Below are 13707 nucleotides of genomic sequence, written 5' to 3' on the forward strand. Positions count from 1 at the left end.
CGCATACGGTAAAAAGGTTTGCAAAGTAAACCTAAAATTTCCGCTTTTAAAAATAAAAAAAAAACGGGCTTACTAACAAAGATACTAAATCTTTAGATTAGAAAGCCCGTTTGATTCGGTTGTTTGAAAATTAAGAATTATGTGCTTTAAATTCTTTTAATTTTTCAACTAATTTCGGTACTACATCGAAAGCATCACCAACTACTCCGTAATCTGCAACTTTAAAGAAAGGTGCGTCAGCGTCAGGGTTGATTACTACTTTTACTTTAGAAGAGTTGATTCCGGCAATATGCTGAATCGCTCCTGAAATACCTACTGCAATATATAAGTTGGCAGCTACCGGTTTTCCGGTTTGTCCTACGTGCTCACTGTGAGGTCTCCATCCTAAATCAGATACTGGTTTTGAACAAGCTGTAGCAGCACCTAAAACACTTGCTAAATCTTCGATCATACCCCAGTTTTCAGGACCTTTTAATCCACGTCCGGCAGAAACTACAATTTCAGCATCGGCAATGGTTACTTTTCCGCTTACTTTCTCTACGTTTTCAACTTTGATTGAGAAATCAGCATCATTTAATGACGGTGCAAAATCTTCTTCTGTTAATGAAGAAGCAGATTCGGCTAATCCGAATGAGTTTTTCGCTAATCCGATTACTTTTACATCGGTAGTGATTTCAGTGATATTGAAAGCTTTGTTAGAAAAAGCATTTCGTTTTACTGTGAACGGAGAAGTGCTTTCCGGTAATGCTACTACGTTAGAAGCATATCCCGCATTTAAGCCTACTGCTACAAGCGGAGCCAGGTATAAACTGTCGGTTGTAGAAGATAGAACGATAATTTTGGTTCCTTCTTTCTGAGCCGCTTGTTTGATAACGTCAGCGTATGCTTTAGCGTTAAAAGCAGCTAATTTATCGTTGTTTACTTTTAAAACTTTGTCTACTCCGTATTTTGAAAGCGGGCTAACATCACCTGCGTTAACAGTAACGGCAGTAACGGTTGTTCCCATTTTTTCAGCCACTTTCTTAGCATAAGAAGCTAACTCGAAAGCTACTTTTTTAAATTTTCCTTCTGCTGATTCAGCGTATATTAAAATTGACATGATCTTCTTTGTTTAAAGTTTAAAGGTGAAAAATTAGATAACTTTTGCTTCGTTATGTAAAAGGTTGATTAGTTCATCCAGATTGTCCGGGCTTACTAATTTAACCGCCGATTTCGGAGCCGGTTTTTCAAATTTAACCGCTTTTGTATTGTTATCAGATGCAACTGGTTCCAAAACAGTTAAAGCTTTGGTTCTTGCTGTCATGATTCCTCTCATGTTCGGGATTCTTAAATCTTTCTCCTCAACGATACCTTTTTGTCCGCCCACTACTAATGGAAGGCTTGCACTTAAAGTTTCTTTTCCGCCGTCAATTTCTCTTACCGCTTTGACACTGGTTCCGTTTACTTCAAGACCGATACAAGAGTTGATAAAATCAAATCCGGCTAAAGCAGCCAGCATTCCCGGTACCATTCCACCGTTATAGTCTAATGATTCTTTTCCGGCAATAACTAAATCGTAGTTCCCGTTTTTAACCACTTCAGCCAATTGCTTAGCTACGAAAAAACCGTCTGTTGGCGCTGCGTTTACACGAATTGCCTCGTCAGCTCCGATTGCTAATGCCTTACGTAATGTCGCTTCTGCATCAGGTCCGCCAACGTTAACCACTGTTACGTTTGCTCCTTGTTGTTCTTTAAACCATATCGCTCTGGTTAAACCAAACTCGTCATTAGGATTAATTACGAATTGTACACCGTTTGTGTCAAATTCTGAATCGCCATTAACAAAGTTAATTTTTGAAGTAGTATCAGGCACATGACTGATGCAAACTAATATTTTCATTTTAATTAAAGTTAAAGTTGATTAATTTTTGAGCAACGAAAGTAATGATTTTATTTCAATAAATTACTATGCGTGCATAATAAATATCTTTTTTACAATGATTTAAAGGATAAATTCCTAATAATTTAAAAAACATTTGAAATGAAAAACTTTTTTGCGAAATCAAAACTTTTTCGTCTTTAGTAGAAAGAATGTTATAATTGCTAGTTTGTAGCGGCTAAGTAATTTAAAATTTTTACTTTTGCGAATTGAATAAATAAGGAAAACCAAATTACATGAGAACGATACAGTTTAGAGAAGCGGTTTGTGAAGCGATGAGCGAAGAAATGCGTCGCGACGAATCGGTATATTTAATGGGAGAAGAAGTAGCCGAATATAACGGTGCTTATAAGGCTTCCAAAGGAATGCTGGATGAATTCGGTCCGAAAAGAGTTATTGATACTCCTATCGCAGAATTAGGTTTTGCCGGTATCGCAGTTGGTTCTGCCATGAACGGTAACCGTCCTATCGTAGAATTTATGACGTTTAACTTTTCATTGGTTGGAATCGATCAGATCATCAACAACGCAGCAAAAATGCGTCAGATGTCTGCCGGACAATTCTCAATGCCTATCGTATTCCGTGGTCCTACAGCTTCTGCCGGACAGTTAGCGGCAACACACTCTCAGGCTTTTGAAAACTGGTTTGCAAATACACCGGGACTTAAAGTTGTAGTACCGTCAAATCCATATGATGCAAAAGGATTATTAAAATCAGCTATCCGTGATAACGATCCGGTTATCTTTATGGAATCCGAACAAATGTACGGTGATAAAGGGGAAGTGCCGGAAGGGGAATATACTATTCCGTTAGGTGTTGCTGAAATTAAACGTGAAGGAACCGATGTAACTATTGTTTCATTCGGAAAAATTATAAAAGAAGCGTATATCGCTGCTGATGAATTAGCGAAAGAAGGTATCTCTTGTGAGGTGATCGACTTAAGAACGGTTCGTCCGATGGATTATGATGCAATCCTGAAATCGGTTAAAAAAACCAACCGTCTTGTAGTATTGGAAGAAGCTTGGCCGTTTGGTAGTGTAGCTTCAGAAATTACTTATATGGTTCAGGAAAAAGCATTCGATTATCTGGATGCTCCTATTCAACGAATTACTACTGCAGATACTCCTGCGCCGTATTCTCCGGTGCTTTTAAAAGAATGGTTGCCTAATGCAGGCGATGTTGTAAAAGCAGTGAAGAAAGTTACTTATAAATAAGAAAATATACTCTATATTTGAAGCTTCATCGATTAAACAGATGAAGCTTTTTTTTTGCTTATGAGGAAATTATATTACACCCTATATTTAATACTTATTTTTTCAGTTGGTATCAAGGCGCAGACAAAAGTAACCGGTACGGTTTACGATGAAATGAATGAGCCAATGCCGTTTGCAAGCGTTTTCTTTAAAGGAACGACAATAGGTGTAACAACAAATGAAAACGGAAAATTTACACTGACATCAGAAACAAATCAGAAAGTGTTGGTGGCATCTTTTGTCGGATATAATAATCAGGAAATTCAATTGAAACAGGAGGTAACTGAAAATTTAAAAATAAGACTGACTATCGGACAAGAACTACAGGAAGTGCTTATTGTTAGTAAGCCTAAAAAACACTTGTCTAAAAAAGAAAATCCGGCATATCGTATTCTTCAGGGAATCTGGGCTAATAAAAAGAAAAACGGACTTAAACTGGCTAAAGCTTACGATTATGAACGCTACTCTTCCGTAAGTCTTGGACTAAGTAATCTGGATAGTGTTTTCCTGAGAAAAATTGTCGGTAATGCCTATGATTCTGTTGCTGCGATTGTAAAAGAAGAAAGACGTCAGAATAAATTTATTGTACCGGTATACATGAAAGAAACTAACGAACATGTATATGGGAATAATCTGCTGAATAAGGAAAGAATCGATATGGAAGCCGAACGAAATACCGGGTTAAATCAACGCGGATTTATTTTCGATCGGATCAGTAATACCTTTACCACAATCGATGTGTATGATGATGATATTCAAATTTTGAATAAAGCTTTTGTCAGCCCGATTTCAACAAGAGGTTACGGGGTATATGAATACTTATTAAAAGATAGTATCGTTGAAGGCGGTAAAAAAACATACCATATTTATTTCTTCCCTCGGGAATCGGCCGATTTGGTTTTTGAAGGTAGTTTTAAAGTAACGGATAAAACGTTTGCGCTGACCGAAATTTCGATGCGTACCAATAAGAATATCAACTTAAGTTTGGTGCGTAATCTGTATTTTGAAAAATACTTCGAAACATTAAATGATACCATGTATCTGCCGACACGGGATTACTACGAAGGTGATTTTACACTGTTTACAAAGAATGATGATGAAAAAGGTTTCTATGTAAAAAAGAACCTCGTGTATAGTGATTATGTATTGAATCAGCCCAAAGAGGATGCTTTCTACGATGGCAAGATTGTACAGATCAGAGGCGATCAGTTTGAAAAAGAAGATCAGTACTGGAAATCATTGCGGGCTTCCGAAAATAAAACAGAAGAAACCCGAAAGGTAATTCAGGATCTGAAATCGAATAAAAAGGTTAGGAGCGTTACCGATATTATTACCGTATTGTCAACCGGTTATGTCGGAGTATTTGATGGTATTCAGGCCGGATTTTTATGGCAGCTCATCTCCAATAATAATGTGGAAGGACTTCGACTCAGAGCCGGTTTCCGAACGTATAAAACAGATAACGACCGTTTCAGGGCAATGGTTTACGGTGCTTACGGAACAAAAGACCAGAAGTTTAAATATGGAGCAGAAGCAAAATATTTATTGAGCTTTAAACCGCGTATCGTTGTCGGTGCATCGCATTTGGATGATAACCTGCAATTGGGCGGAAAACTGATCGAAACGGATGAGTTGTTACCGAAGAACCTGAATACAAACGTAATCATCGGACGTGGTGAAAACTATTTCCTGTCACGCGTGAGAAGAACTTCGGTTAATTTTGATTTTGCATTTAATAATAATGTACACTTAAATGTTTCTTCCGTTCGCCAACATATCAAAGCGGCGGATCCGACGCATTTCTCAATTGATTATGCTTCCCCGGATACCGGATTGGTTCAAAGTGAATTGGTAGATTATACAAGTAATATATCGTTAATCCTTACGCCGGGACGTTATGTTTACGGTTTTGGTGTTGACCAAAAACTGGGAACAACCTTATATCCTACAATTATATTAAAATACATTCGAGGGAATAAAGGGGTATTTGGAGGTGATTTCGATTACAACAAGATTCAGATGTCGGTTAATAAACCGCTATTCCTGAGTAATTTCGGAATACTAAAAACCAATATCGAATTCGGAAAAGTATTTGACGCCGTTCCGTTACCGTTATTAAATCCGATCAGTGCCGATCAAACCTTCTCGGTTGTGCCGAATTCATTCTCATTATTGAACTATTACGATTTTGTAACCGATACCTATTTGTCAGCACATTTCGAACATCATTTCAACGGATTGATTATGAATCGTATTCCGCTGATCAAAAAACTAAAATGGAGAAGTTTGATTTTCTACCGATTTGCTTACGGTAGTATTTCGCAGAAAAATATTGATATGAACCGATCATTTCTTGCTTATCAGGCTCCGTCAGACAAAGTGTATAGCGAATATGGTTTCGGATTTGAAAATATCGGATACGGAAACTTCAGACCCTTCCGTGTTGATTTTATCTGGAGAACCGATTTTACAGCAATCAACGGAAAACAATCTCCCGGCTTCGGTGTTCGTTTCGGATTTATCCCGGAATTCTAATCGTCTAAAGCGATATTTTAAGGCAAAGCTTTTCAAAAGCAGTTCATTAAATGGAATTAAACTTGTGAAAAATCAATTTTATTATACCTTTGCAGTCGCTTAATTTAGAACAAAAAGTATAAAAATGAGTACACTTAATATTGAATCATTCGATGCGTTTATCGAAATCCCAAGAGGAAGCAGAAATAAATACGAATACGACTTTGAACAAAAGAGAATCCGTTTTGACAGAATGTTATATTCTGCCATGTTTTACCCGGCAGATTACGGATTTATTCCTGAAACTTTAGCTTTGGACGGAGATCCGCTTGATGTTTTGGTATTATTCACGGAGCCATCTGTTCCGGGATGTTTGGTTGAGGTAAAACCAATCGCTGTTTTTAAAATGGCGGATGATAAAGGACCGGATGAGAAAATCGTTTGTGTACCGGTATCGGATCCGATCATGAACAAATTAAACGATATCACGGATATTAATGTTCATACTGTACAGGAAATTGAACATTTCTTCCAGGTATATAAAGATCTTGAAAATAAAAAAGTGGATGTGCAAGGTTGGGGTGATGTGAAAGAAGCACACGCTATGATCGAAGAATGCGCAAAACGATTCCAGGAATTGGATCAGGCTAAAAAAGATAGCTATTCCATTAAATTATAATTCAAAAGCCCTATTCTAAATAGGGCTTTTTTTATGGAATTTATGTAACTTTATCACAGTAAAACACAAGCAGATTGTCATATTCAGGCTTGTGTTTTATTGTTTAAGGACTATAGATTATAAACGTTATTCGAACAGGTATGGCAAACAGAAGAAACTTTATTAAGACAACAGCTATCGCCTCGGTTGCCGTAGCGTTGAATGCTTTTGGAAAAAAAGAAGAACCGGATACTGCTTTTGCGACAACGGGAAAAGTAAAAAAACCGATTGTATTGTCAACCTGGAGTTTTGGTATACCGGCCAATGCAGCTGCCTGGGAAATTCTGAAAAATAAAGGAAGAGCGCTTGATGCGGTTGAAGCCGGAGTACGGATTCCTGAAGCCGATCCGAAAGAAAGAAGTGTCGGTTATGGCGGACGTCCGGATCGGGACGGACGCGTGACGCTGGATGCCTGTATTATGGACGAATTTTCTAATATCGGTTCGGTTGCCTGTCTGGAACATATCAAACATCCGATTACCGTAGCAAGAGCTGTAATGGAAAAAACACCGCATGTGATGTTAGTTGGAGAAGGTGCATTGCAGTTTGCACTATTACAGGGGCATAAAAAGGAAAATCTGTTGACGGAAACTTCAGAAAAAGAATGGCGGGAATGGCTGCAAAACAGCGATTATAAACCGGTTGTAAATATCGAAAATCATGATACGATCGGAATGATTGCGTTGGATATGCAAGGCAATCTTTCCGGAGCTTGTACAACAAGTGGAATGGCGTATAAAATGCATGGACGGGTTGGCGATTCTCCGATTATCGGAGCCGGATTGTATGTGGATAATGAAATCGGTGCTGCTACTGCGACCGGACATGGGGAAGAAGTTATCCGTATCGCCGGTTGTCATTTGGTAGTGGAATTGATGCGTCAGGGAAGATCACCGCAAAAAGCCTGTGAGGAAGCGGTGGATAGAATTGTAAAGCTGACAAAAAACAGAAATAAAAATTTAAAAGATATTCAGGTCGGATTTATTGCGCTTAATAAAAAAGGAGAACATGGTGCTTATTGTGTTCAGAGTGGTTTTAGCTATGCGAAATACGATGAAACCGGAAATGTTTTACTGGATGCTAATTACTTTTTAAAATAAGATGAAACAACTGGAAATAGCCTGCTTTAATCTGGAATCGGCAATAATTGCAGAACAAGGCGGAGCGAATAGAATTGAACTGTGTAAAGAGCAACACTTAGGAGGAACTACACCTGATATTGAAACGGTTCGGGAAGCACGCGATCGGTTAACAATTGATTTATATGTAATGATTCGTCCGCGTGGCGGCGATTTTTGTTATAACGAAAAAGAGCTGGAGCAGATGAAAGCGGATATTATAGAAATGAAGTCGCTTGGTGTAACCGGTTTTGTTTTCGGAATCCTGAATCAAAAAGATGAAGTTGATAAAAGCATAAATACCGAACTGGTTCGTTTGGCCGCTCCGTTACCATGTACTTTTCATAGAGCTTTTGATGAAATTGCAGATTTGGAAAAGGGAATTGATGACTTAGTGGCTTGCGGCTTTACGACTATCCTGACATCCGGTGGTTATGCAAATGTAGACGAAGGTGAACGAACACTAATGGAACTGGTTGCCTATGCCGGAAAACGAATTATAATTATGCCCGGAGGCGGCTTGCGATCTGCTAATAGCTATAGGATTGCAACGCGAACGAATGCCGCATTTTATCATTCTTCAGCGATAACGGATGCTACAGGAATTGCATCACTTGAAGAGGTTAAAGCATTAAGAAAAAACCTGTCCGATTTTTAAAACGGACAGGTTTGTTTTTTAAAATAAACCGTTAATCTCGGCGTCTATTCGGTTGATAATGTTTCCTAAATCTTCCGGATTGTCTACGAAATTGATATTGTCTACATCAATGATCAATAATTTGCCTTTCGTGTAGGTCTGAATCCAGGCTTCATAACGTTCGTTCAGTCGGCTTAAATAATCAATAGAGATTGTATTTTCATATTCCCGTCCTCTTTTGTGAATCTGAGAAACCAGATTCGGAATTGAGCTGCGTAAGTAAATCAATAAATCCGGAGGAGCAACTAAACCTTCCATTAATTCAAAAAGGGAAGTATAATTACTGAAGTCACGATTCGTCATTAAACCCATTGCATGTAAATTGGGGGCAAAAATATGGGCATCTTCATATATGGTTCTGTCCTGTATAATCTTTTTTCCGCTTTGGCGAATTTGAAGCACTTGTCGGAAACGACTATTCAGGAAGTAAATTTGCAGGTTAAAAGACCAACGATCCATCTGATGGTAAAAATCATCTAAGTAAGGATTGTCCACTACATCTTCAAAATGCGGTTCCCACTTAAAATGTTTTGCCAAAAGGCGGGTTAATGTTGTTTTTCCGGCACCAATGTTTCCTGCTACAGCTATATGCATTATGGTAAATTAATTTTATAATTTCTGATTTCGTTATTGGTAAAAGTAGCTAAAATTTGCTCTTTATAATAAAAACTTTTGATGCTTTTTTCGGGGAGTTGGATATTTATCGTAACGGCATTTTCTAAGTCATAAAGAAACAAGCGGTTGTCTTTTTGAAAAAGAATTCGGGTAGGCGAAATAAATTGCAGATTGTCAAATGCGGGTAACTGCCCCAGATAGCTTATTTTTCCGAAAATACTGGAAACATAGCAATTATTACGGATGTCAACCCAGTAAAAATAATTGTAATCCGATTGATACTGCTGTATGGCATCTTTGATCGGGGTTGAAATCGGACTAAAAGTGTTTTTAAATATGTCGTATAAACCCAGTTTTTGTGAATTCAGATCAAACAGCCACAAGCGATTCTGAGAAGCAAGACTAACAGCCTGCGGAAATAACTCCGGATTGGTTTCAGAAAAATTGATCTTCTGTGTTTCGTTTAATTGATTGTCTAATAATACGACAGCATTAAATACTTTATAATAAAGAACGATTTGTAACGGATTTTGGAGGTCAACCTGACGAATGGCTCCGAAAGCAAGATTGCGATATTGGAATTGCTGATTGCGGTTTGTTTTCCGAAATTCATTTTCTTTGATGGTATAAGTACTGCCAAACGGATCATTGCCGATAAAGAAGTCGCCTTCCATTTGTTCCGACGAAAGAAAAACCGGACTGATGTCTTTGGTTTGGGAACAGATGTGAAGACTGACCAACAAACAGAGGGAAAAAACAATTTTTTGCATCATGCTGCAAATTACAAATAAACCTTTTATAAAGTAAAGAGTCCTATGTAAAATTGATCTTGCTTTGTAACAAAAAGCAGATTTAAAAGTCTTATTCAAAAAAGCCAAACAAAAACAACAAGATGAAAAAAACAATACTAACAGGGATAGCATTTTTAGGTTTTGCTATCACCGCTATGGCCCAGGGTTTTCAAGGAATGGCCGTCTATGAATCCAAAACCACAGCTCCTGAGTTTAAGATGGAAGGGAATGGAATTACACCTGAAATGCAGAAAATGATTCAGGAACGTATGAGAAAAATGCTGGAAAAAACATTTGTGCTGAATTTCGATAAATCGACTTCCATTTATAAAGAGGAAGAAAAGCTGGATGCGCCCGGACAACAGGGACCTGGCGGAAGAATGATGAATTCGATGATGGGAGCCGGAGGAACGTTTTTTAAAAATATAAAAGATAAAACCTATACCGTAGATAAAGAATTTATGGGTAAAGAGTTTTTGATCAACGATTCTTTAGCGAAACTGGAATGGAAACTGGAAGGTGAAACTAAAAAAATCGGGGATTACAATTGTTTTAAAGCCACAGCAATAAAACCGGTAAGCCAATCGGATTTCCGTAATTTCAGAAGAAAAAAAGAGGGCGCTAAAAAAGAAGAGGCTAAAAAAGAGAAAACAACCAATTTTATGGATGATTTCGAAATGCCGAAAGAAATTACAATAACAGCGTGGTATACACCGGATATTCCGGTAAGTCAGGGACCGGAAAGTTATTGGGGATTACCGGGGCTAATCCTGGAAGTTAACGATGGTCGTACGGTGATTGTATGTTCTAAAGTGGTAATGAATTCGAAAGACAAAGTAGAGATAAAAGCTTCTAAAAACGGTAAAGTCGTTAAACAAAAAGAATACGATGAAATCGTGGTGAAAAAAATGGAAGAAATGCGTGAAATGAACGGCGGACAAGGTCCGGGTCGTATGCAAATGCGAATGGGCCGTTAATCACTAACCAATAAGTTTATAGCCTCTGCCTCTTACATTGATGATTTGAATGGAAGGGTCGGAGGCTAATTTTTTACGCAGTTTTGAAATAAAAACATCCATACTCCGACCGTTAAAAAAATCATCTTTACCCCATATGTGGAGTAATGCAGCCGATTTGTCAAGAATTTCATTTCGGTTTTCCAACAGCAGTTTTAAGACCAATGCTTCCCGATGAGTCAAAGAATAAACCGTCTCCTTATGGGATAAGATTTGTTTGTTGAAATTAAAATCGTAAGAACCGATACGATTTTGATCTTCCGTAGTATGTTGAGCTATACGTCCCAATAGAGCATGAATCCGAACGATCAACTCTTCCATGCTAAACGGCTTTTTTATGTAGTCGTTTCCGCCGTGATTAAATCCGTCTACCACATCCTGAACCTGCGATTTTGCACTTAAAAAAAGCAACGGTATCGTTTTATCTGTTTTTCGGATTTCCTGAGCCAGTGTAAAACCATCTTTTTTAGGCATCATAATGTCCAAAACAACAGCATCGGGCCTTTCGTTTATAAACGCTCGGTATGCATCTTCACCATTTATGCAATGCGTTACTTTAAAATCACGGGTTTCCAGACTTTCCTTGATAATCAGACCCAGTGTTTCTTCGTCTTCAGCCAGTAATAAATTGATTTTACTCATGTGGAATTGTGATTTTAAATGTGGTTATTTCATCCGAAATCAGTTCAAGTGTTCCGCCGTGTTTTAGAATAATATTACGGGCATAATACAATCCGATTCCGAAACCTTTTTGATCATGTCGGTTGTTACTGGGAATCCGGTAAAACTTATCGAAAATTTTCGCGCGTTGGGATTTGTCTATCCCGGAGCCGTTGTCACTAACGGTAATGCTGGTTTTTCCGCTTTCTTCCGTAAGTGTTAATATGATTTGATCACCACCGTATTTAATAGCATTGTCAATCAGATTGGTGATCACATTTTCAAAATGAAAAACATCAACATAAATTAGAATTTCCGGATTCGTCGTCTTTAGAGAAATACTCTTTTCGGTTTTGATCTGTATCTTTTCAAGTATGTTTTGAGTTAATTCATTTAAGTTGACCGATTCCCGTCGCAATTGTAATTGATCACTTTCTAAAAAGGAAGTTTCCAAAATTTTCTCTACAATCTGATGTAGTTTCGCTAAATGCTGATTGGATATTGCCAGGTATTTCTTTGTTTTCTCCGGCTCATTCTCGGTGTTGAATTTTTCTATTCCTTCAAGTGCACTGGTTACAACGGCAATCGGCGTTTTGAGCTCGTGTGATACATTACTGATAAAATCATTTTTAATAATAGCGAGCTGTTTTTGTTGGCGGATAATATACAGCAGATAGAAAAGAGAAAAAACAATACACAATGATAAAATCAAGGATAAGAGTATACCGGCAAGACCTTCTTTTAGGGTTTTAAAAAAAATATCAGGGAAAAATAATTCCAGTTTACCGTCCTGTGGTAAATAAGTTGATTTAGAAGCTGTAGTAAAACTATATTTTTTATCTCCGGGATTTTGATATTCCGATACCGTCCGATGATTTCGTGTGTATAATAATGCGTAATCCATATCAAGTTGCTTACGGCTAAACTCACGATCGAGATAGTTCGCAATTTTGGGTAAGTCAATACTGTCCTGACGTACGGCAATAATGATTTTTTGGGCTAATACCTGTATGTTTTTGATCTCCGAAACGGATGGGTTGGGTTCGTCGGAGGAATATTTAATAAGGACTTTTTTGTGTTTCGGTTTGGAGGAATCAGCCTGGACCTTTGTCCGGTATACGCGTATGTTTTTTACATCACCGGGAACAGGTAAATCAGATGGATCAGGCAAATTTATCGTATCGCGATAAGTAATATTCGATTTGGCTTTTTCACTGTAATAACTGTCAATACCATTATCTAAAGCGATCTGAATTGTATTGATCAAATTTTGTTTATTCGTCCGGTAGCTGGTAATATTCCAATAGATTTGAATCCCTACAGTGATAAGAATTGTAAAGGTGATCCAGTAAACGATATGGTTCCGGAAAAATGATTTCATGATTCAAAAGTAATAACTGCCGGGATATCTTTTTTAGCGTTAACACACGTTAACATTCATTACGTTCCTGTTAAAGCTTGCTCAAATACATTTGTATCAGGAAATTAATAAAAAAACACGATGAAAAAAAGTATTTTATGGGGAGCACTTCTTTTGTGGAGCATTGGAAGCGTTCAGGCACAGCAGCAATTTAGCGGTAAAGCGGTTTATGAATCCAAACGTGATATGTCGAAGCTAAAAGTGGAAGGCAATAGTATGACACCGGAAATACAGCAGCGAATTCTCGAGCAAATGAAAAAGAATATGGAGAAAACCTTTGTGCTGGATTTTGATAAAACAACTTCGCTTTATAAGGAAGAAGAGAAACTGGAAAGTCCGTTGGCCGATGCCGGATCGGGTGTTCGGGTGCGCGTTTCTACCAGAGGGGGAAATTTGTATAAAAATGTAAAAGAGAAACGCTATGTCGATGAAAATGAAATATTCGGAAAAGAATTTTTGATTAAGGATGCGTTGACCGATTGGAAGTGGGAAATGAGTTCCGAAACGAAAATGATTGGCGATTATACCTGTTATAAAGCGACAGCGATTCGGAATAAAATAGCAGAACCGAAGCCTAAAGATAAAAAATCGGTTTTAAATCTTGAAGAAACAGAACCGAAGGAAGTTCGTGTTACAGCTTGGTATACGCCGGATATTCCGGTAAGTCAGGGACCGGATGATTATTGGGGATTGCCGGGATTAATTCTCGAGGTAAGCGACGGGAATACGACTATTTTGTGCTCTAAAATTGTGCTGAATCCAAAAGAAAAAACACAAATTAAAGAACCTACAAAAGGAAAAGTAGTAACGCAAAATGAATATGATACGATACTGCGTAAAAAAGCAGAAGAGACTTTTGAAGTGTCGAAAAATGAAAAAGGGAAAACGGTTATTCGAATCGGCGGATAATATTGAAATAATAATGCATTGTTTTCGTAACAAAAAATAAAAAAAAACGTCTATAAAGATTGAACCAAATTCATTTTT

The 13707-nt window shown here is 37.7% G+C and carries 13 protein-coding genes; 7 read left to right on the forward strand and 6 right to left on the reverse strand.

The annotated features are described in order from the left end of the window. Positions 1-130: 130 nt before the first annotated feature. A complete protein-coding gene (locus NOX80_RS06255; RefSeq protein ID WP_256552452.1) occupies positions 131-1099 on the reverse strand; it encodes an electron transfer flavoprotein subunit alpha/FixB family protein in 969 nt (322 codons plus the stop codon). A 33-nt stretch (positions 1100-1132) separates the two neighbouring features. After that, on the reverse strand, positions 1133-1879 hold the full coding sequence (locus NOX80_RS06260; protein ID WP_256552453.1) for an electron transfer flavoprotein subunit beta/FixA family protein: 747 nt from the start codon (positions 1877-1879) through the stop codon (positions 1133-1135). 275 nt (positions 1880-2154) lie between these two features. On the opposite strand from NOX80_RS06260, the gene NOX80_RS06265 reads away from it, so the two are divergent. The 5 genes from NOX80_RS06265 (at position 2155) to NOX80_RS06285 (ending at position 8179) form a co-directional block, all read left to right on the forward strand. After that, positions 2155-3132: a pyruvate dehydrogenase complex E1 component subunit beta gene (locus NOX80_RS06265; protein ID WP_256552454.1), complete on the forward strand. Its 978-nt coding sequence runs from the start codon at positions 2155-2157 to the stop codon at positions 3130-3132. Between the two features lie 60 nt (positions 3133-3192). Further along, positions 3193-5706, forward strand: a complete 2514-nt coding sequence (locus NOX80_RS06270) for a DUF5686 and carboxypeptidase-like regulatory domain-containing protein (protein ID WP_256552455.1) — start codon at positions 3193-3195, stop codon at positions 5704-5706. Positions 5707-5830: 124 nt separating this feature from the next. After that, complete coding sequence (locus NOX80_RS06275) at positions 5831-6364, forward strand: inorganic diphosphatase (protein WP_256552456.1); 534 nt, start codon at positions 5831-5833, stop codon at positions 6362-6364. A 140-nt stretch (positions 6365-6504) separates the two neighbouring features. Continuing rightward, positions 6505-7503: an isoaspartyl peptidase/L-asparaginase family protein gene (locus NOX80_RS06280; RefSeq protein WP_256552457.1), complete on the forward strand. Its 999-nt coding sequence runs from the start codon at positions 6505-6507 to the stop codon at positions 7501-7503. Between the two features lies 1 nt (position 7504). Continuing rightward, on the forward strand, positions 7505-8179 hold the full coding sequence (locus NOX80_RS06285) for a copper homeostasis protein CutC (protein ID WP_256552458.1): 675 nt from the start codon (positions 7505-7507) through the stop codon (positions 8177-8179). An 18-nt stretch (positions 8180-8197) separates the two neighbouring features. On the opposite strand, the gene NOX80_RS06290 is transcribed toward NOX80_RS06285, so the two are convergent. Both NOX80_RS06290 and NOX80_RS06295 read right to left on the reverse strand, forming a co-directional pair. Next, positions 8198-8812 (reverse strand): deoxynucleoside kinase, encoded by a 615-nt coding sequence (locus NOX80_RS06290; protein WP_256552459.1) that lies wholly within the window; start codon positions 8810-8812, stop codon positions 8198-8200. Further along, positions 8812-9606 (reverse strand): hypothetical protein, encoded by a 795-nt coding sequence (locus NOX80_RS06295; RefSeq protein WP_256552460.1) that lies wholly within the window; start codon positions 9604-9606, stop codon positions 8812-8814. Before NOX80_RS06295 ends, NOX80_RS06290 begins: the two co-directional genes overlap by 1 nt. Before the next feature lie 119 nt (positions 9607-9725). Here NOX80_RS06295 and NOX80_RS06300 point away from each other — a divergent pair, with 119 nt between their 5' ends. Next, a complete protein-coding gene (locus tag NOX80_RS06300) occupies positions 9726-10601 on the forward strand; it encodes a GLPGLI family protein (RefSeq protein ID WP_256552461.1) in 876 nt (291 codons plus the stop codon). Between the two features lie 3 nt (positions 10602-10604). Here the strand turns inward: NOX80_RS06300 and NOX80_RS06305 are convergent, their stop codons facing one another. Both NOX80_RS06305 and NOX80_RS06310 read right to left on the reverse strand, forming a co-directional pair. Further along, entirely contained in the window at positions 10605-11282 is a 678-nt protein-coding gene (locus NOX80_RS06305; protein WP_256552462.1) for a response regulator transcription factor, read from the reverse strand. Then, complete coding sequence (locus tag NOX80_RS06310; protein WP_256552463.1) at positions 11275-12681, reverse strand: sensor histidine kinase; 1407 nt, start codon at positions 12679-12681, stop codon at positions 11275-11277. Before NOX80_RS06310 ends, NOX80_RS06305 begins: the two co-directional genes overlap by 8 nt. A 120-nt stretch (positions 12682-12801) precedes the next feature. Here NOX80_RS06310 and NOX80_RS06315 point away from each other — a divergent pair, with 120 nt between their 5' ends. Next, complete coding sequence (locus NOX80_RS06315) at positions 12802-13629, forward strand: GLPGLI family protein (RefSeq protein WP_256552464.1); 828 nt, start codon at positions 12802-12804, stop codon at positions 13627-13629. The last annotated feature ends 78 nt before the right edge of the window (positions 13630-13707 follow it).

Origin of the sequence: Flavobacterium cerinum (genome assembly GCF_024496085.1) — a bacterium.
GTDB lineage: Bacteria > Bacteroidota > Bacteroidia > Flavobacteriales > Flavobacteriaceae > Flavobacterium > Flavobacterium cerinum_A.